The organism is Halioxenophilus sp. WMMB6, from assembly GCF_033283405.1.
Taxonomy (GTDB): Bacteria; Pseudomonadota; Gammaproteobacteria; order Pseudomonadales; family Cellvibrionaceae; genus Halioxenophilus.
In genome coordinates, this window is the sequence record NZ_JAWMQR010000003.1 from 309,083 (window position 1) to 327,109 (window position 18,027).

20 protein-coding genes are annotated in these 18,027 nt (G+C 59.8%); 5 read left to right on the top strand and 15 right to left on the bottom strand.

Annotation, left to right across the window (positions count from 1 at the left end; all coding sequences use genetic code 11):
* From SBL51_RS10305 to SBL51_RS10365, 13 genes are all read right to left on the bottom strand, one after another.
* Complete coding sequence (locus SBL51_RS10305) at nt 1-2,406, bottom strand: hypothetical protein (RefSeq protein ID WP_317930848.1); 2,406 nt, start codon at nt 2,404-2,406, stop codon at nt 1-3.
* Nucleotides 2,396-3,034: an outer membrane lipoprotein carrier protein LolA gene (locus SBL51_RS10310; RefSeq protein WP_317930849.1), complete on the bottom strand. Its 639-nt coding sequence runs from the start codon at nt 3,032-3,034 to the stop codon at nt 2,396-2,398. Before SBL51_RS10310 ends, SBL51_RS10305 begins: the two co-directional genes overlap by 11 nt.
* A complete protein-coding gene (locus tag SBL51_RS10315; RefSeq protein WP_317930850.1) occupies nt 3,016-3,441 on the bottom strand; it encodes a thioesterase family protein in 426 nt (141 codons plus the stop codon). The genes SBL51_RS10310 and SBL51_RS10315 overlap by 19 nt, the downstream gene beginning before the upstream one ends.
* Before the next feature lie 5 nt (nt 3,442-3,446).
* Nucleotides 3,447-4,994, bottom strand: a complete 1,548-nt coding sequence (locus SBL51_RS10320; RefSeq protein ID WP_317930851.1) for an aromatic amino acid ammonia-lyase — start codon at nt 4,992-4,994, stop codon at nt 3,447-3,449.
* A gap of 16 nt (nt 4,995-5,010) precedes the next feature.
* A complete protein-coding gene (locus SBL51_RS10325) occupies nt 5,011-6,768 on the bottom strand; it encodes a glycosyltransferase family 2 protein (protein WP_317930852.1) in 1,758 nt (585 codons plus the stop codon).
* Entirely contained in the window at nt 6,765-8,465 is a 1,701-nt protein-coding gene (locus SBL51_RS10330; RefSeq protein ID WP_317930853.1) for an AMP-binding protein, read from the bottom strand. Before SBL51_RS10330 ends, SBL51_RS10325 begins: the two co-directional genes overlap by 4 nt.
* The gene (locus tag SBL51_RS10335) at nt 8,458-9,021 is read right to left on the bottom strand and encodes a hypothetical protein (protein ID WP_317930854.1); all 564 of its coding nucleotides are present in this window, start codon (nt 9,019-9,021) and stop codon (nt 8,458-8,460) included. The genes SBL51_RS10330 and SBL51_RS10335 overlap by 8 nt, the downstream gene beginning before the upstream one ends.
* A gap of 7 nt (nt 9,022-9,028) precedes the next feature.
* Nucleotides 9,029-9,274, bottom strand: coding sequence for an acyl carrier protein (locus tag SBL51_RS10340; protein WP_317930855.1), 246 nt, complete (start codon nt 9,272-9,274; stop codon nt 9,029-9,031).
* A 41-nt stretch (nt 9,275-9,315) separates the two neighbouring features.
* Nucleotides 9,316-9,573, bottom strand: a complete 258-nt coding sequence (locus SBL51_RS10345; protein ID WP_317930856.1) for a phosphopantetheine-binding protein — start codon at nt 9,571-9,573, stop codon at nt 9,316-9,318.
* Nucleotides 9,566-10,354, bottom strand: a complete 789-nt coding sequence (locus SBL51_RS10350) for a lysophospholipid acyltransferase family protein (RefSeq protein ID WP_317930857.1) — start codon at nt 10,352-10,354, stop codon at nt 9,566-9,568. Before SBL51_RS10350 ends, SBL51_RS10345 begins: the two co-directional genes overlap by 8 nt.
* Entirely contained in the window at nt 10,347-11,090 is a 744-nt protein-coding gene (locus tag SBL51_RS10355; protein WP_317930858.1) for a beta-ketoacyl synthase chain length factor, read from the bottom strand. Before SBL51_RS10355 ends, SBL51_RS10350 begins: the two co-directional genes overlap by 8 nt.
* 149 nt (nt 11,091-11,239) lie before the next feature.
* On the bottom strand, nt 11,240-11,677 hold the full coding sequence (locus SBL51_RS10360) for a hypothetical protein (protein ID WP_317930859.1): 438 nt from the start codon (nt 11,675-11,677) through the stop codon (nt 11,240-11,242).
* A gap of 12 nt (nt 11,678-11,689) precedes the next feature.
* Nucleotides 11,690-11,884 (bottom strand): hypothetical protein, encoded by a 195-nt coding sequence (locus SBL51_RS10365; protein WP_317930860.1) that lies wholly within the window; start codon nt 11,882-11,884, stop codon nt 11,690-11,692.
* Between the two features lie 97 nt (nt 11,885-11,981).
* Here SBL51_RS10365 and SBL51_RS10370 point away from each other — a divergent pair, with 97 nt between their 5' ends.
* The 5 genes from SBL51_RS10370 (at nt 11,982) to SBL51_RS10390 (ending at nt 15,927) form a co-directional block, all read left to right on the top strand.
* Entirely contained in the window at nt 11,982-12,278 is a 297-nt protein-coding gene (locus SBL51_RS10370; RefSeq protein ID WP_317930861.1) for a hypothetical protein, read from the top strand.
* 93 nt (nt 12,279-12,371) lie between these two features.
* Nucleotides 12,372-13,322, top strand: coding sequence for a dialkylrecorsinol condensing enzyme (locus tag SBL51_RS10375; RefSeq protein WP_317930862.1), 951 nt, complete (start codon nt 12,372-12,374; stop codon nt 13,320-13,322).
* A gap of 24 nt (nt 13,323-13,346) precedes the next feature.
* Nucleotides 13,347-14,498: a beta-ketoacyl-ACP synthase III gene (locus SBL51_RS10380; protein WP_317930863.1), complete on the top strand. Its 1,152-nt coding sequence runs from the start codon at nt 13,347-13,349 to the stop codon at nt 14,496-14,498.
* Nucleotides 14,499-14,507: 9 nt separating this feature from the next.
* Nucleotides 14,508-14,936 (top strand): hypothetical protein, encoded by a 429-nt coding sequence (locus SBL51_RS10385; protein WP_317930864.1) that lies wholly within the window; start codon nt 14,508-14,510, stop codon nt 14,934-14,936.
* Nucleotides 14,917-15,927 carry a BtrH N-terminal domain-containing protein gene (locus tag SBL51_RS10390; RefSeq protein ID WP_317930865.1) on the top strand — a complete coding sequence of 337 codons (1,011 nt, stop codon included), beginning with the start codon at nt 14,917-14,919 and terminating at the stop codon, nt 15,925-15,927. Before SBL51_RS10385 ends, SBL51_RS10390 begins: the two co-directional genes overlap by 20 nt.
* A 3-nt stretch (nt 15,928-15,930) precedes the next feature.
* Here the strand turns inward: SBL51_RS10390 and SBL51_RS10395 are convergent, their stop codons facing one another.
* Nucleotides 15,931-16,806 carry a beta-ketoacyl synthase N-terminal-like domain-containing protein gene (locus tag SBL51_RS10395; protein ID WP_317930866.1) on the bottom strand — a complete coding sequence of 292 codons (876 nt, stop codon included), beginning with the start codon at nt 16,804-16,806 and terminating at the stop codon, nt 15,931-15,933.
* Nucleotides 16,803-18,023: a beta-ketoacyl synthase N-terminal-like domain-containing protein gene (locus tag SBL51_RS10400; RefSeq protein WP_317930867.1), complete on the bottom strand. Its 1,221-nt coding sequence runs from the start codon at nt 18,021-18,023 to the stop codon at nt 16,803-16,805. Before SBL51_RS10400 ends, SBL51_RS10395 begins: the two co-directional genes overlap by 4 nt.
* Nucleotides 18,024-18,027: the final 4 nt, after the last annotated feature.

Consider the following 18,027-nt stretch of genomic DNA (forward strand, 5'->3'; position numbering starts at 1 on the left):
CTATGACTCCCCAACTCCATCTTTGCTAAGTGTGCTGCCGGCGCGTTGGCCAGCTCCATCCGCTCTTGCCTGGCCGCATAAAATTGGCGCCAACAGCAGACTAACCAAAATTCCCACCAATACCGTCTCGCCAAACGCCGAGACCGCCGGGGTTTCACTCAGCGCCAACAAACCAAACGACAACAGGGTCGTCAGTGCCGAAAGAATAATTGCCAACAGGGTTCGCTGGCGATGGCGACTGCCCTCTTCCAGAAAGAGTGTGTAGTCGATGCCGATACCCAGTACCAGGAGCATCGCCAACAGGTGGAATATATTGAGCGCGTGGCCCGTCCACCCCAAGACGGCCAGCGCCAGGATTACCGCCGCCAGGGGCGGTGTCACAATGCGCAATGATAGGCGCGGCCCATAACGCAGGCAGAGCAGCAGATAAATCGCCGTGTAGGATAGCATGACTAACAGGGCCGAACGCTGGCGATATTTGCTAAGCAGCGTAGAGATATCGCTCACCTTATCCACCAGCGAAACGCCGGCCTGACCGTCGGCCAACGGCGCGAGCGTTCCCGGCTTGGCGGCATAGAGGGCGATCACCGAGGCGTAGCCGCGTTCGGTTTTGCCTAACCAAAGGTGGCGCCAGGGGCGGCTGCCATCGCTCTGCCACCACTGTTCAAAGTTAAGCGGCTGGAAGGCGCCGGCTTGATAGCGCTGTTGAAAGTGATCGATGGTCTCACCAGCCAAGCCCAAGGCCGCAGCATAATTGGCCAGCAGTTGAGGCTGCCCGGCCAGTTCGCGCTTAACCAACTGCCAGTCGGACTGTTGCTGGGCAACCGTTGGCAGGTGCGCACTCAAGGCATCGAAGCGGGCGAGAGATCCCTGCCCCTGCAACGCCTGTAATTGCGGAATCAACGCGCTCTCCCGCGCCAGTACCTGCTCGGCATCGCGACCCTCCACCAGCAGAAACTGATTGGAGAGCCCCACGCCCAAAATCTCGGCCAGGCGCTGCTCTTCGGCGCGCAGGTTGGCCGGCACGCTCTGTAACAGACGAATATCGTCATCCACCTGCAAGCGGCTAACACCGCTGACGGCAAAGACCACCAGCCCCAGGGTTGCCAGCCAGCCCCAGGGTTGCCGCCAGCGCAGGCCGGCAGAGAGCAGCCCGGACCAGAGCAGCCAACGGCTCTCGTGATGGCCGGAGGCGCCTCCGGCCAAGTAAGGGAAAAGGCAAACCACCGTTAAAAAGGCCGCCGTCAGCCCCACCGTGGAGAAGAGCGCCAACTGCTGCATCCCCGGAAAGGGGGCAAAGCAGAGGCTGGCGTAGCCGAGCACACTGGTGATCAAGCCCAGTAGAATGCCGTTAAAGATATTGCGCACCCCCAAATCGCCCCGCCACTGACTGCCGCCACCTAAGCGGTCACAGAAGTAGTGGAAGGAGTAGTCGATGGAGATACCAATCAGGCTGGCGCCAAACACCAGGGTCAGCAGGTGCACAGAGCCAAACAGCCACTGGCAGGCGACAAAGGCGGCCAAAAAGCCCACACCAATGGGCAACAGGCTTACCAACAGCGGCTTGCCCGCGCGAAATACCACCACCAATAACAGCACCACGCCCAGCAGCGAGCCGATGCCAATGGTGGAGATCTCTTTCTGGGCCGACGCCACCCCGGCGGCGGCGTAGCGCACCATGCCCACATTGAGCAGCTCCACCTCCGGAAACTGAGCCCTCACCCCGGCTAACGCCTGCGCCACCGCCGGCAGAAATTCACGTTGCAAGGTCATGGAGAAGGGGGAGTCGGCCAACGTCAGATTGAGCAGCACATAGTGCCGGCCATGGTGCTCAGCGGTGATCACCCCCTGGCGCAGGGAGACCTTCTCCTGGCCCTGAGCCAACCCCAGAGCAAACCGGTAAAAGAGCAGCAGTGGATCGTCTGCCAACACCGCCGAGTTGACCGCCGCCATGGGCGAGTAGAGCAGTTGCAGATTTTGTCGCACCAGCGCCTCGCCGCCTTGGGTTTGCAGCAGTGCCCGGGTGTCCGCGTCGAGCAGTTGCCCCCGGTAGGGCAGATAGGGGGCAAGCATGGCGCGTTGACGGTCGTCGTTAATTCGGTACTCCAGCTCGGCAATGCCCGGCACCTCGGCCAGGGCGTCGGCCAGCTGATCAGCGGCGGCCACCGCCTGGCTGAGGCTCTCGGCCCCCACCACCAGCAGGTGGCGCTGGGCCAGGGACTGGTTAAAGCGGTTGCTGGCCTCGGCCACGATCGGGTCCTGCTCGGTCACCGGCAACAGTGCCAAAATGTCGGTCTCCACCTCTATGCCGCGCAGCCACTGCAGCGCCAAGAGCAGGCTCAGCAACGCCATCATCACCAGCCACAACTTAGGGGTGAGCCAGCGCAGCAACCACTCAGAAGGCATAGAGTGCCCGTTCCTGGTCAGTGAGCGCACCCGCGCCCGGTCGCTGATCAAAAAAGTCGATGGTGGTGGTGTCTCCGGCCTGGTCGGTCATGGTCACCTGGTTAATATCATCGACACCGTCAATCACAATTTGGCTAAGCACCGCCCGCAGCTGCGCCTCTTTCGGCACCAGGGTGATCTGCCAGGCGTCAGCCATCGGCGCCAGGCTGACAGAAAACTCCTGTTGCAGGCCGTTGAGATCGCCCGATAACACCTGAAAGAAGACCTTGGCAAATCCGAAGGCCACCGGCTGTTGGGCGGCGGTCACCACCGATTTCTGACTGCCGTTAAGCTGCACCACCTGTTCATTGTTCATCAACAGGGTGCTGGCGAAAGGGGTTTCTATATGCCAGTAGAGCCCGAGCGCCCGGTCGAAGATCATCTCACCTTCGCTCACCAGCGGCCGCGACAACAGGCGCATGGCCTTGGTTTGACGAAACCGGCTGCGCACGGGTTCATCCCGGGCCAGCCGCGCGGCTATGGCCGCCAGCTCTGGGCTCTCCACCATCACCGACGCGGGCACTTCATTGGCAGCCAGGGCCACCGGCAGCCACAGCGCCAAACAGAGCATCAGAGATAGCCGTAGCATTGCAGCCGCTCCTTGACGATGGCTGGCGAGACATACTGCATCTCGCCACTGGCCATGGCCACCGCCACCTGAATGGAGTGCGCCTTGTGCAGCCGCTGGCCACTGGCCTGGTCGAGAATTTCGTAATTGATCTTCAAACGGTTTTCGTACTCCACCAGCTCTGCCACCACCACAATCACCTGGTTGAAGGTGGCCGACTTAATATACTTGGCGCGCAGGTCAATAATCGGCCAGAGATAGCCCGACTGCTCCATCGAGGCGTAGCCATAGTCGAACAGATCGAGCAGCTCGCAGCGGGCACGCTCAAAATATTTCACATAGTGGCCGTGCCAGACGATGCGCATCTGATCGACATCATAAAAGGGGATTTTGATCGGCACTTCCACGCGTGGCGTTTTTTTAAACATAGCTGTCAGCCGTTAGGGTAGAGATCCCAGTGACGGTTTTGAATCAGAGCCACAAACTGGCGCAAGGTGCCTTCCAGTGGCCGATCCTCCTCCAAAAATTCAAACGCTGCGAACACCTGGCTCTGCATGGCAACCAGCGAGTCGGTCATCGCCTCTTCGGCCAGCTCCTCCTGCCGCTGGCGCAGCTCCAGCCCCTGGCTGGCGGCCAACAGCACCGCCGCTGTCACCTGCTCGGTGAGCTCCAAAACGCGCAGGCAATCGCGGGCGGCGATGGTACCCATGCTCACCTTGTCCTGGTTGTGGCACTCTGTGGAGCGGGAGAAGACACTGGCCGGCATGGTCAGCTTAAGCGCCTCCGCCGTCCAGGCCGAGACGGCAATCTGCACCGCCTTAAAGCCGTGGTTGATGGGCGCCCGCTCATCGGTGGCGCCGGAGAGATTGGCCGGCAGACCGTGGTTAAATTTCGGGTCGAGCAACAGCGCCATCTGGCGGTCGAGCAGGTCGGCCAGGTTGGCGACACAGTTCTTGAGCGAATCCATGACAAAGGCGATGTGGCCGCCGTAGAAGTGACCGCCGTGCATCACCTGCTCGCTGTCGACATTGATCAGCGGGTTGTCGTTGGCACTGTTGAGTTCGTTTTCAATAAAGCTGCGCATCCACGGCAGGGAGTCGGCCAGTACGCCAATCACATGGGGCGCACAGCGAATGGAGTAGCGGTCCTGCAGGCGGCTGCTGTTGTGGCCGGCAAACTGTGGCGACAGGTCGCCGCGAATCCAGCCGGCAACGTCGGCCTGGCCGGGGTGCGGCTTGGCGGCAAAGAGCGCGGCATCGAAGTGGTTGGCGTTGCCAAGCAGAGCCGTGGACATCATGGCGGTGATGCGGGCACTCAGGCGGGTGAGGTATTCGGCCCGCTGGTAGGCTTGGCAGGCCAAAGCGGTCATCACCGCAGTACCGTTCATCAGTGCCAGCCCCTCTTTCGGCCGCAACTTGAGCGGTGCCAACCCCAGCGCCGCCAACGCTTGGGCCGAGGCCTGCCGCTTGCCATTGAAGAAGACCTCGCGCTCCCCCACCAGCGCCGCCGCCAGGTAGGAGAGCGGCGTCAGGTCGCCACTGGCGCCTACCGACCCCTCTTCGGGAATCACCGGTATGACATTATCGTTAATAAAGCACTCAATGCGTTGCAACAGCGCCAGGGTCACCCCGGAGTAACCCTGACAGAGGGAGGTGAGGCGCGTTACCAGCACCGCCTTGGCCAGCTCCAGGCTGAGGATATTACCCATGCCGCAGCCGTGGTAACGGGAGAGGTGCAGCGGCAGCTCCTCCACCAGGTGGGAGGGCACGGTGACCGTGCAGGAGTCACCATAGCCGGTGGTGACCCCGTAGATAACCCCCTCCCGCTGCCATAAGTCGTCCAAAAACTGGGCGCCCCGGGCAATGGTCTGCTGAAACTCCGCCCGGCCACTCAGGGCCACCTTGGCCTCACCCCTGGCAACGCGCATCACCTGTTCGATGGTGAGGCGCTGATCACCCATGACTACGGTGTTGTTCTCCATTTAGTGTTCGCCCTGTTCACTGTCTCGTTGAGGGGATATTCGCCGAACCCAGCCGCTCTGCTTTGGCGGCCGGTTCGGCCCAGAAATCAAAAAAGTTGTACCACTGCTCGGGTGCCTGCAGGGCATAGGACTGCAGGCGCTCGGCAAAGGTTGTCGCGTATTGGCCCAGCAGCTGTTGGCGCTGCTTGCGCGGCACCGGCAGGCTGTCGGCGAACTTCTCAAAGTAGATGTGGTAAGCCGCTGCCTCCCGCAGACAGAACATCAGATAGACCGGCCGCGCCAGGAGCCCCGCCAGCACAAACACCCCCTGAGGGAAGTAGGCCGATTGCCCCATAAAGGGGGCCGCCACCGACTTCTCCGGGGCGGTGGGTGAGGTGCGGTCCGCCGCCACCACCAACAGCTCGCCGCGATTCAGCTTCTCATTCAGTAGCATCGCCGTGCCCGGGTCGACCGAGCTGATCTGAATCAGCTCCATCTCCACCTCCGGGTTCAACCGCTTCATGATGCGGTTGATGGCGGCGGCGTTATCGTTGAAGACCAGTACGTTCATCTTCACTTGCCGGTTGCCACTCACCAGCCCCCGGCACATTTCGATATTACCCAGATGTGAAGAGAGGATAATAGCGCCCTGCCCCGATTCCAGGCAGGCCTCCAGTTGGCTGCGCTCCGGAAAATTAACCGATTGGCGGGTAATATCACCGCTCCAGGCGCCAAGGCGATCGACAATGGCGCGACCAAAATTCATAAAGTGGCTGAAGCTCTCGCGCCAACCGGGCGCCTTGGCAAACGACGCAGGCAGGCCTTGTTGCTGTTGAAAACGGTAGACATGGCCGAGAAAAGCCAGCGAGTGCCGCCGCGCCTTAGCGTTGGCCAGAAAGTAGTAGCCGATAATGGGGTAGAGCAAACCGTAAAGCGCCCGGCGGCCAAACAGCCGGTAGCAGAGCACACTGAAGCGCATGCCGAGGTAGGCGCGGTTCTCCTGGATCTCGGACCAGTGACGAGCCCCTTCGCCGCTTAGCTTATGCGGCTTGGCAAACCACTTGCGCCACAACAGCAGCGGCAGGCGCGGCAACATGCCAAACACCAGGCGCGTGTGCATGCCGCTGATGCGCAGGTTATCCTGCCAGAGGTCGAAGTGGGAGATGCCATCTTCCGGGTAGAGCACCCGGGTCTTCAGAAAACGCACCGGCACCCCGCGCCAGTAGAGGCGCACCATGATGTCGGTGTCGAAATCCATGCGCCGGCCGATGGGCCGGCTCTGGGCTAAATCGTCGGTGGCGGCCACCGGATAGACCCGAAAGCCGCACATAGAGTCGATCACCGAAAACGACAGGGTCTCAATCCAGACCCAAAAGTGGGTGACGTAACGGCCGTAGAGGCGCGACTTGGGCACCGACTCATCGTAAATGGGCGCACCGCTGATCAGCGCCAGTGGCTCCTGCTCGGCCATGGCCAGCATCTGCGGGATATCCTCCACCGCGTGCTGGCCGTCGGCATCCACCTGCAAAGCGTGGCTGTAGCCGAGGGCGCGGGCCTCGCGGATACCACGCAGTACCGCCACCCCCTTGCCCTGATTGGGCTGCTGGCGAAAGAGGGTCACCCAGGGCAACTCGGCGGCCAGGCGATCGAGAGTGGCGGCGGTGTCGGCATTACTGCCGTCATCGACCAGCAGGCAATCCAGCGCCAGGGGCGCCAGTCGCGACAAGGTCGCCTCAATGAGGGAGCCATGGTTGTAGACCGGTATCAGCAGGCAGGGTCTAAACGCTGCGCTCACTCGAATTCTCCAAACACCAAAACACCGCTGGAGAGGCTTCTGTGGCCCTGGCGATACTGGAAGGCCACCTTTCCGGCACTCTTGTGGTTGAGCTCCAGGGTCAGGGTGACGCCGGGAATGGTCAGATCTTTGAATTTCAGCTGGTTAACCCGCAAAAAGAGGGTCTGCGCGTACCAGGGCTGATGGCGTATCGCATTGTCGAGCTGCACCACCCCGGGTAGCAGTGGCAAACCGGGAAAGTGGCCTTGGAACTCGGGCTGATCGGAGGTGAGTTCGGCATTGAACAGACAGCGATTATCACTCTGCTCTGTGCAGTGAAAGGCGATGGCGGGCACCGGTTCATCGGCGAACAGCTGCGCCAATTCGCTAAGCGGGGTTTTGCCCTGGCTATTCACCGGCAAGGCCGTCACATAGCGCCATTTGCGCGGCAGCAACACCCGCTCATAGTGGGCCAGGAGCACCGCTTTTAAGGCATCGTTAACCGCCCGCTTGCCGCGTTCGGCCAGCAACTGGCCGCCGACTTCGTTAAGAATCACCACTGCCACCAACGGCTGGCGCCCCCCCGGCAGCTGCAACACCTTGGCCTCGGCCACCCAGTCACAGGCCTGCAGATGGGCCTCCATGGCGGTCAGAGACAATCGCTTCTCCTCCACCTTGACAATGCGGTCGGCACGGCCCAGCAGCCGAAAGCTCCCATCGCACTCAATGGCCACCTTATCGCCCATCAACCAACCGTCGGGCACCACGCAGTAGGGCGATTGAATGGAGAGCTGCCCGCTCTCCTCATCGGCCTGCACGGTAATATCGGCAAACGGTTGCCAGGGTTGGTCGGGCTCAGTCTGCTGGCGCCAGGCAACACCGCCGGTTTCGGTACTACCAAAGATTTCGTGCGGGGTGATGCCCAACTGCTGCGTTATCTGCTCGGCCGCGGCCAGAGCTAGCGGGCCGCCGGAGGAGGTGATCATGCGCAGCTGGCCGCCGGCATCGGCCGCGGTCAGCTCCACCGGCAGGCGGCTCAGGTGGGCGGGGCTTGAGACCAGCAACGCCGGCCCCGGCTGCCGGCCAATGTCGGCCAGCAGCGGCTCCCAGTAGGGGTGGCTGGTGGCCCAGAAGGGGCAACCAGAGTGAAGCGGCAGCAGAATACGAAACAGCAGGCCATAGATATGCTGGTGGCTGACGGTGGCAAAAATGGTGGCGCCGGCCACCTTTTCCCGCCAAAGCTCACTTTGCAGGCTGATCTCCCGTTGGAAACAGCTAAGCGCCTTGCGAATCACCTGTGGCTCGCCACTGCTGCCGGAGGTGACCACCTCAATAAAAGAGTTGTTTTCGTCCAGCGCCGTGAAGGCAAAGCACCCATCCCCGCTGTCGGCGGTGGTCGCTATCGGCCAACCGCCATCAACACCCAGCATGCCGTCGCATCGGGCCCGCCACTCGGTCAGGGTGGCGGGCTGCACATTGTTGGGCAGCAACACGGTTTTGCCTGTGTGCAGAAGCGCCAACAGGCCAATGGCAAACTGGTAGCTGTTGTCGGAGTAGAGCAGCCAGCGCTTGCCCGGTTGCGCACTCAACTGCTGCGCCAGTGCCACCACAGCGGCCCGAAACTGCGGCCAGTAGTAACGCTGGTGGTTGTCGAGCGCAATCAGGGTGTCCGTTGCTCGCCCGACCACCATTAATTGAGAGAGAGGCAGGCTACTCATCCCCCCTCCTCACCCAGCGGCGCACCAACAGCTCCCCGGCGAACATCATGCCCATCAGGCCATAGGCAATCAGGCCGTTGTAGAGCGTCCAGAAGGCCAGACTGGTGCAGTAGGCGGTGTAGAGTGCAAAGGAGCCGTTACCGAGGAAGAAGAGAATCCAGACGATGGTGACTTTGCGCGTGTAGCGAACGGCTTTGGGGGTAAGGTTGGGTTCGGTGAGGCGGGCGAAACGCTCGATCATCGATTGCCGGCTCCAGAGGGTTGCCGCAAAACCGACCAGACTGGCGAAGTTGATAAATACCGGAGTCAGGCGCAGGGATTCATGGCTGTTGAGCAGCATGGCACCAAGGGCACAGAGCAGAGCCAACGCCAGGACCGGCAGCATGGGCGCCACCTTGCCCTTCAGCCAGCCGCGCGACAGCCAAAGCCGCAGGCCAAACAGCACCGCCAGCAGCAGGCCGATGGCGCGGGGCTCCATATACTGCAAACCGAAATAGACGGTCAGGGGATAGGCAATCGCAAGCAGTGACAGGACTACGGGAAAGGTAACTCGCACGCCGCCCTCAGTCGGCTGCCAGTTTGGCTACTATATCCACCACGTCGGCGACGGTACGCGCCGACTTAAAATCTTCCGGCTTCACCTTCTTGCCGGTTGCATCCTGGATCTTTACCACCAGGTCAATGGCATCAATTGAATCCAGTTCCAGGTCTTCATAGAGATTGGATTCCATCTGAATCGATTCCGGTTCAATCTCGAAGGCTTCATCCAATATCGCAACCAGGTTTTTATATATTTCTGTTTTTTCCATTTTTTACTCTAATCGCTGAGCTCGATTTACAGGAAACCCACTTAAGGTGTATTGGCTTGGATAAAGGCCACTAAACTCTTAACCGATGCAAAATGCTTTTTGGTGTCTTCGGAATTTGCATCCAACTTCACATTGTATTTTTTCTGAATGTTGAGCCCAAGCTCCAATGCATCGATAGAGTCCAGCCCCAAGCCATCGACAAACAGAGGTTCGTCGCTGACGATATCCTCCGGCGTGATATCTTCGAGATCGAGACAGTCGATGATCAGCTCCTTTAACTCCATTTCCAGTTCATGCATTGCTCATTAACTCTTGGTAGTAATTTAGTAGATAACGATTCAGCTCTCTGGTCGCCAGCGCAGGCTCCGACTGCTGATCGACCAACTCGCAGAGCGCCATGCTCGGCCGCGTTCTCACCTTAAAGATAGAACGATGAGGCGGAATATGGTACCAGGGCTCCCCTTTTCGCAGTGTTGGCGGATCCGGAATTATAGTCACCGGCAGTATATCCACCCCACACCGAACCGCTATGTTGGCCGCGCCGCGCTGGAATTTTAGCGATTTGGCGTCCCGGGTGCGAGTACCCTCTGGAAATACAATGATCGAAAGGCCATTTTCGAAGGTCTGCTTACACTGCGCCAGCAGAGCCTGAGGGTCCGAATTGCTGATATAACCACACCAGCGCACCACCCCACCCAGAAACGGATTGCGCCAGACCGCCTGCTTGACCACACAGCAGGCATTGGGAATGTAGGCGATCAGGATCACGATATCGATCAGTGACGGGTGGTTGGCGATCACCAGCTCACCCTGGCTGGCTCTGAGCCGCTCGCGCCCCTCCACCTCGACGTGGATGCAGCGCACCGCCGCCATCAGCCAGATAAAGAAGCGGAAGGTACCACTCACCACCTGGCGCACCCGGTCGACTTTCTGTTTTTCGCTGCCCGGCATAAACCGGGCAACCGGCAGGGCGAAGAGGGTTAAAAACAGGCCACCCAAACCAAATACTGAGAAACAGAATCCCGTGGCAAAGAGCCGCCACAGGTAGTTGAGCCCAATAGGGGGACGCGCTTCACTCACCGGCTCGGCTCCAGCGCCAGCCGTGACGCTCACCGACGAGGGCACAGCTGGGCGCATCGCCACACAACCAGCGAATCAGTGCCAAACCGTGTGGCTCACCGGTCGCGGCTGGGTTTTCTGCCGGCGATAACTTCAGAGCAATACCCGCACCAGGACTGGCTTGGGCACGGCCCAACATCAGCGCCAGGCCAAAAGGGGCGGCCTGCTCGGTGTCATAGGGGGCGTAGAATTCCGGCAGTGGTTCATCGGCCAGCACCACCAGCACCGGTGCCTCGGGCTGGCGCTGCAGCGCGCCCAAGGCCTCGATAACAGCCATCGCCAAGGTGTCAACACCACTGGCGATGGCGCTGGAGGGCGCCTTGTTTTCGCTGGCGATGGAGTAGAGCCCGGAGGCGGTGTTGTGGACCGAAAGACTGAAGCCCATGGGCGAAATCGCCTCACCTCGGGTCAACTCATCGAGCAGGGTTTTGGTACGGTGGATCTCACCGTGGCGGGAACAGAAAACGGTACGCAGAGTGTGGTCGCCAGCGGCGCAACTGAAGCAGACCTGCAGGGCCATGCGCGTCAGGCGGCTGAAGCGCCGGCGCAACATGGGCTGCACAAATTCGAGCTTAGGCGAGGAGCGATCGTCGACGAGGGGTTTGTGCCCAGCGGCCCACTCGGACCAGTCCGCGTTGGTCTCCAGGCCAGGAGCCCAGGCGACCCAATTGAGCAGGGTAAAATCCAATCCGTGCATGCTTAAACCGCAGACTGTCCGTTATGTTCTAAATGACTTCTGCCGGCGATGCTAGTGGAAGCCCTTTTACAAATCAATTGCACAGGGTTGCACTGGATCAAACTCGCTGCATTGCCAGACAATAGGGCTCTTTGCGTCATGGTGCAATCTCAGTTGTTCGCCAGAGCCACAACCGCCAGCCCGGATAAAATAGTCTGCCCCTGATGGCTGATAAAGAACTCATAGTTGGAGCCATCCGCGGTCGCCATCTGCTGCTCGGCGCGAACGGTCAATGGGCCGGTTAGGGTATCGAGGCGCGGCACCTGCCAACTCACCCGCGACAACACCGCCAGGTAGCCAACACGGGGGGCACCGTTGTCGGCCGGGCGATTAAGGCTACCGTGAATCGCCATCGCCTGCGCCGCGTACTCAATGCCCGCAGTAATCGGTAGCTGTTCACCTTCACGCAGCGGGTTGTGTGCATCGGTGTGCGATAACGCGCTGCAGGTGATGCCCTGTTCGTCCCACTGCTCAACCTGCTCCAGCAGACACATTTGGCCGGCGTGGGGCAGCAGCCGGGTGAGCGATTGGTGATCAATTATTGGCACGGAATCAAGTAGTTATTGCGACATGTCGGGCAATTCTAATGGAGTTAACTGCCGTTGGCACTCTATAATCGGCCGGCGGCAGAGATCCCATCCGCCGCTGTAGTCAAGCCTGCCGTCGCCGGTATCGACAGCGCGCAGGCGGAATTCACACCAGACGTTTTCCGCCAGCCTGACAGCACTGTCGACCAGCACCGTCAACCTGAACAACAATCGACCAGTACAACAATCGACCAGTACAACAATCGAACAACACCACTACCAAATAGTACACCCACAAACAATACAACCATCAAACAGTACAACTATGCACGAACCCCTAGTTATCAATGCCGACCACCCCGCTCTTCCCGGCCACTTCCCCGGGCAACCGGTGGTACCGGGCGTGGTGATTCTGGCCAAAGTTTGTGCACGTCTGCTGCAGGTTCACCCAGACATCGCTACCAGCGGTGTCCGCAAATTAAAATTCACTCGTCAGCTGCAGGCCGGAGAAAGCTTCACAGTAAATTTTGCGGCCATTAAAAATGGTGGGATCCGTTTTAAATGTTTGATGGCGGCCGACGACAGCTTGCTGGCCGAGGGCCACCTGGAAATCATTGAATAAATTATGACCATTTTTAAGCTCTGGAGTGGCTACTGTGGATTGTGTAACATTCCTGGTTACCTATATCGATAGCCAAGGAAGTGGACTCCGCTAGTGTCTGAACAAACTCCAAAAAAAATTTTGGTGTTGCATTACACCCAATCCGGGCAACTCAGTGACGTCCTGCAATCGATCACGGCGCCACTGTCGGCCAACCCCCAATTTGAGTTGACCTTCGCCAATATCAAACCGGTGCACTCCTACCCATTTCCGTGGCCGTTTTTAACGTTTTTCGATACCTTCCCAGAGACCGTCTACGACGAGCCCCACGCGATTGAACCGATCGAACCGGCTCTGGTTGAGCAATCCTTCGACCTGATTATCCTCGCTTATCAGGTCTGGTTTTTATCACCGTCGCAACCGGTGACTGCATTTTTACAATCACCGGCCGCCGCCCAACTGCTGCACAACAAACCGGTTATTACCGTTATCGCCTGTCGCAACATGTGGCTGATGGCCCAGGAGAAGATGAAAGCGCATCTGCAAAAGCTCGGCGCCCGGTTGATCGACAACATCGTGTTGACCGACCCAGCCCATAGCGCGCTCACCTTTTTCTCCACCCCCATGTGGGTGTTAACCGGTAACAAAGGGCCCTACTTTAATGGCCTGATTCCCAAAGCCGGGGTCAGCGACGAGGATATCCAGGCGGCGGCGCGCTTCGGCCAGGCGATTGCCGAGCAGCTGCCCAGCCGCGCCGACGACGACACCCGCCCTATGCTCGGCGGTTGCGGTGCGGTGTCGGTCAACCCGCGCTTGATCCCCTCCGAGCGGGTGGCCCTGCGCAGTTTTCGACTATGGGGTAGCCTACTTCGATTTTTGGGCAAACCCGGCCAGCCCCTACGCCGGGCGGTGTTAGTGTTCTACATTATTTTTCTCATTACCCTGATCCTCACCGTCGTCCCCATAACCGCCTTGATTATTCGAGCGCTAACCCCCTTGATCCAAACCAAGATCAACCAACAGCGAGCCTATTTTGCCGCCCCCTCGGGCGAGGCAAATCATTGAGTATGTTTTTGATGGAAAGCAGTTATGAGTGGTGATGCAGCCTATATCACGAATATCAGCGCGTTTTTACCCAACCCGCCGGTGGCTAACGACGACATGGAGCGAATCCTTGGCCAAGTGGGCGAGCGCCCCTCCCGTGCGCGGCGCATGGTGTTGCGCTCCAACCAGATTCGCCAGCGCCACTACGCCATCGACCCGGAAACACTTGAGCCCAACTACACCAACGCAGAGATGACCGCCATTGCTGTACGCCAGCTGGCCGACAGCCATTTCAATTTGGCAGAGATCGATTGCCTGGCCTGCGGCACCTCTATTGCCGATCAACTGATGCCCAGCCACGCGGCCATGGTGCACGGCGAATTGGCGCTGCCAGCCATGGAGATTGCCGCCACCAGCGGTGTTTGCGCCAGCGGTATGGCCGCCCTGAAATACGCCTATATGGGTGTCCTCGCCAAACAGTTTAAGCACGCGGTGGCCACCGGTTCGGACCTCTCCTCGCGCATGATGAACGCCGGTAATTTCAACGGCGAATACGAAGCCCGGGCCGCGGCGCTGGAGAGCAACCCCGAGATCGCCTTTGAAAAGGATTTTTTGCGTTGGATGCTGTCCGATGGCGCCGGCGCTATGCTGGTGGAGAGCAAGCCCCGCAGTGAAGGTTTATCGCTCAAAATAAACTGGCTGGATATTTTGTCCTATGCCGGCGAGATGGAGGCCTGCATGTACGCCGGCGCCGAAAAAAACGCCGACGGACGGCTCAACGGCTGGCAGAGTTTTAGCCCCGAGGCGCGCACAGAAAACTCCATTATGGCGGTAAAACAGGATGTTAAATTACTGAACGAGCACATCATTCACTACACCGTGGAAAAACCCCTGCAGGCGCTGCAACAGAAACACGCGCTCTCTGCCGAGGATGTCGACTGGTTTGTGCCCCACTACTCTTCCGGTTTTTTCCGCGACAAGGTACTCGCCGGCCTGCAGGCCATCGACCTGAACATTCCCCAAGAGCGCTGGTTTACCAATTTAACCCACAAAGGCAATACCGGTGCCGCCTCCATGTACATCATGCTGGCCGATCTGCTCAACAGCGGGCTCCTGCAACCGGGGCAGAATATTCTCTGTTACATCCCCGAAAGCGGGCGCTTCTCCACCGCCTTTTTATATCTAACCGTGGTGTAACCATTAATTATGAAACGGGAAGATGTACCCCAGGACGGTGCCACCAGCACCTACGGTGGCGAGCGCAAACTGCTCTATGCCGTGGATGCCAATGGCGATGTTGTCGGCGTCCCCTCGGCGGGCTGGGAGGTAGAGAGCGAAGCCACCCAAAGCGCATTGGATTTAATTGCCGAGCAGTGCGACGCCGCCTGGGCCCGCGCGCAACAGGGCACCACCTCGCCGCTGGAGTACTACATGTATTACCGGCGCATGGATGTGGCGCTGCTGGCGCAAACCAGTGGCGTTTGGCAGTGGCGCATCCGCCGCCACTTTAACCCGCAACGATTTCAAAAACTGGGCAGAAAGCTATTGGCTCGCTATGAGGAAGCCTTGGGCTTAACCATTGCCGAGCTGCAAACCCTGCCCGAGCAGCCCCTGCATGAATCAAGCACTCGTTAACCACAGTTTCCAGCACCGCCAGGCCGCCCACTGCGAAACCGGTGTCGCCTCAGCACTACTCAGCCACAACGGCTTGCCACTGTCCGAACCCATGGCGTTTGGCCTGGCCGCCGGTTTAAGCTTTGCCTACCTGCCCATCGTCAAACTCTCCGGCATGCCATTGATCGCCTACCGCATGCCACCGCGAGCCATTCTTAAAGGTTTACAGCAGCGCCTGGGTGTTAAGCTCCATTTCCAAACCTTTAGCGACCCGGCCAAGGGCATGGCGGAGCTGGATAAACAACTGGACCAGGGACGCCTGGTCGGCCTGCAAACCTCCGTTTTTTGGCTGCCCTATTTTCCCGAGACCATGCGCTTTCATTTCAACGCGCATAATTTGCTGGTTTATGGTCGCGACGGCGACGATTACCTGATCAGCGACCCGGTGTTTGAGGAGGGGGTGCGCTGCGACCGGCAAGCGCTGCAAAAAGCGCGCTTTGCCAAGGGGGCACTGGCCGCCAAGGGGATGCTCTACTACCCCACTCAGGTACCCCAGCAGTTCGATTTGGCCACCACCGCACGGGCGGCCATTCGTAAAAATTACCGCATTATGATGAACGCGCCACTGCCCATGATTGGCGTGAAAGGGATTCGCTACCTGGGTAAAAAAATTGTGCAGTTAAGTGGCGACAGTAAAAAAAGTGAACGCTACCTGCCGCTCTACCTGAGCCACATAGTGCGCATGCAGGAGGAGATAGGCACCGGCGGTGCCGGCTTCCGGTTTATCTATGCTGCGTTTCTGCGTGAGGTGGGCCAGGCACTGGCCAACGACCGGCTGAAAGAGGCCGCCGCCATCATGACCGAAGCCGGCGACGACTGGCGCAAGTTCGCGTTGCTGAGCAGTAAGATGTGCAAGGGCCGCAGCCCAATGGATAGCAAACTGCTGCAGGCCACCCTGAACGGTTGCGCCGACCAGGAGGCCCAGGCCTGGCGGCTGCTGAAACAGTTTTAAGGTTTACCTGGCCGGTTTACTGAACTCGAACAGTTGCAGCCGGCCACTCGGGTCGCCGCTCACCAACGCCAAAGCTTCCGCCTCGCCCTCAATAAACTGCGCCAGCAACTCCCCTGTTTGACAGCAGTAAAAGCCATAAGCCGACTCAAAAGCCAGTGGCTCCTTTTGCAGGTGGCGGGTACAGACCGGCCGTATGGCCTCGGGCATAAACTGGTTGAACATCAGGTTGGCATCGGCGCGCAACGCTCCGGCTGGCAGCTCCCGCTGCAGCTCTTCAACATTGGCAAAATTCCAGATGCGATCCAGCGTCGCCAACACCGGCCGACCACCTGGGTCGGCACACAGTTGTAACCAGAAGCTGGCCTCCGCCACCGGGGTCTCCGGCGCCAGTGACAAGCGTGCGCGGTGATCACTCATGGGCAACAGCACGCCATCCACCGCCCCCACCAGAGCACTGGCCACCCGCCCCTGCACCAGGGCCAGCGCCGCCACCTGCAGGGCGCTTTCAAGGGCGAAATAGCGGCTGGTGACAAACTGGCTGGGGCCGTGCAACTGCAAGGTCTGGCCAATGTAAAAGCCGGCGGCGTTGCTCACGGAATTGACGAAACTGAGTGGTTTGGGTGGCTCCCCCCGCTGATAGATCGAATGCAACAGCTCTGCGGTAATCTCGACATCGCCATTGCCCGAGGCAAAGTAGACACCCCCGGCCTCCAGCCCCGCCTGTGCGGTACGACCGGCGCCAATCAGTGCCAATTGAATAAAGCGGTCGATGCGCCGCACATGGCTGCCGACACTCTCTTTCACCAGCGCTTTCAGCTCCGGCAGCTGCTCGCCAATAGACGCAGCGTAGTGGCCCTGGGCCACAATCGCCAGACTCACGCAGCCACCCCGCCATCGTTGCTGATCACCAGGCTGCAGTTATTACCGCCAAAACCGAAAAAGTTGAGCATAAAGTGGCCGGCCGCCATGGCTTGGTTCACTTGGTTGAGGGTGATATTCAAATCGCCGGGCTGCTCGCTGATAGCCGGCGTGGCAATCAGGAAACCAGCCTCCAACGCCCGGTAAAAAAGCACCAGCTCCAGCAGGCCACAGGCTCCCAGGGTATGCCCCAGATGGGGTTTGATGGCGGCCACCGGCGGCAACTGCGCAAACAGCTGGTGCATGCCGGCAGCCTCGGCTTCGTCGTTGGAGAGGCTGGCCGTACCGTGTGCTTTAATGGCGCTGATCTGCCTGGCAGAGAGCCCGGCATCGGCAAGCGCCTGCTGCATCACCAGGGCAATGGTAGAGCCATCGGGAGCGGCCGAGGAGATTCCATAGGTGTCGCACAAGCTGGCGCTGCCGCGCAGATAAAAACCGCCCGGGCGCTTACTGCGCCCCACCACTAGCGCCGCTACCCCCTCACCCAGCACCAGGCCATCTCGGGCCGGGTCGAACGGCCGCATTACCGACTGCGTCAACAGCCCCAAGCCATGGAAACCCAAGGCGGTAATGTCGTTGTAGAGCTCCACTCCCATCACCAAGGCGTGTTCCAATAGACCCGCCTGCACCTGCGCGATGGCGGCAATCAGGGCGTTGGCACTGGCGGTACAGGCGGTGTTAAAGCTGAAATCCGGGCCGGTGAGCCCCATCTGCTGGCGCAACTGATCCGCCAACCGGCCAAAACTTGGCTCACGCATGGCAACCGCAGCTTGGCCGGCGGCGAGCTCGGTGCGGTATTGGGCTTCGCTGATGGCAATATCGAAGGAGGAGGAGCCCAGAAAGAGCCCCATTCGGCACCGCTGCTCGGCGGTTAAGCCGGCCTCGGCGATGGCCTGATTGGCCACCTGCTGGCACAGTGTGAAGATCCGCTCTGGCGGCGCGGTGTGTGCTGTTGCCTCGGCTTTGCCGGGCGTGACCAGTGGCTTATAGGGGATAGCCAGAGTTTCGCCGGCCAGGGTTACCGGAATAGCGGTGGCTGCCGCCGGCGGTGAACGCAGTTGCGCCAGGCAATTGGCCACATCCGCGCCCAGCGCGGAGCAGGCCCCGGCGCCGAGAAACTTTACGGCACCGGCGTTGTTCGCCTGCCGTTGAGAGAAACCTTGGGGAAAAAGTGTCATTGCC

Bases quoted from the DNA above. Each gene is read 5' to 3' on its own strand.
- SBL51_RS10305 (WP_317930848.1), bottom strand. From the start codon at position 2,406: ATGCCTTCTGAGTGGTTGCTGCGCTGGCTCACCCCTAAGTTGTGGCTG.
- SBL51_RS10310 (WP_317930849.1), bottom strand. From the start codon at position 3,034: ATGCTACGGCTATCTCTGATGCTCTGTTTGGCGCTGTGGCTGCCGGTG.
- SBL51_RS10315 (WP_317930850.1), bottom strand. From the start codon at position 3,441: ATGTTTAAAAAAACGCCACGCGTGGAAGTGCCGATCAAAATCCCCTTT.
- SBL51_RS10320 (WP_317930851.1), bottom strand. From the start codon at position 4,994: ATGGAGAACAACACCGTAGTCATGGGTGATCAGCGCCTCACCATCGAA.
- SBL51_RS10330 (WP_317930853.1), bottom strand. From the start codon at position 8,465: ATGAGTAGCCTGCCTCTCTCTCAATTAATGGTGGTCGGGCGAGCAACG.
- SBL51_RS10340 (WP_317930855.1), bottom strand. From the start codon at position 9,274: ATGGAAAAAACAGAAATATATAAAAACCTGGTTGCGATATTGGATGAA.
- SBL51_RS10345 (WP_317930856.1), bottom strand. From the start codon at position 9,573: ATGCATGAACTGGAAATGGAGTTAAAGGAGCTGATCATCGACTGTCTC.
- SBL51_RS10355 (WP_317930858.1), bottom strand. From the start codon at position 11,090: ATGCACGGATTGGATTTTACCCTGCTCAATTGGGTCGCCTGGGCTCCT.
- SBL51_RS10370 (WP_317930861.1), top strand. From the start codon at position 11,982: ATGCACGAACCCCTAGTTATCAATGCCGACCACCCCGCTCTTCCCGGC.
- SBL51_RS10380 (WP_317930863.1), top strand. From the start codon at position 13,347: ATGAGTGGTGATGCAGCCTATATCACGAATATCAGCGCGTTTTTACCC.
- SBL51_RS10385 (WP_317930864.1), top strand. From the start codon at position 14,508: ATGAAACGGGAAGATGTACCCCAGGACGGTGCCACCAGCACCTACGGT.
- SBL51_RS10390 (WP_317930865.1), top strand. From the start codon at position 14,917: ATGAATCAAGCACTCGTTAACCACAGTTTCCAGCACCGCCAGGCCGCC.
- SBL51_RS10400 (WP_317930867.1), bottom strand. From the start codon at position 18,023: ATGACACTTTTTCCCCAAGGTTTCTCTCAACGGCAGGCGAACAACGCC.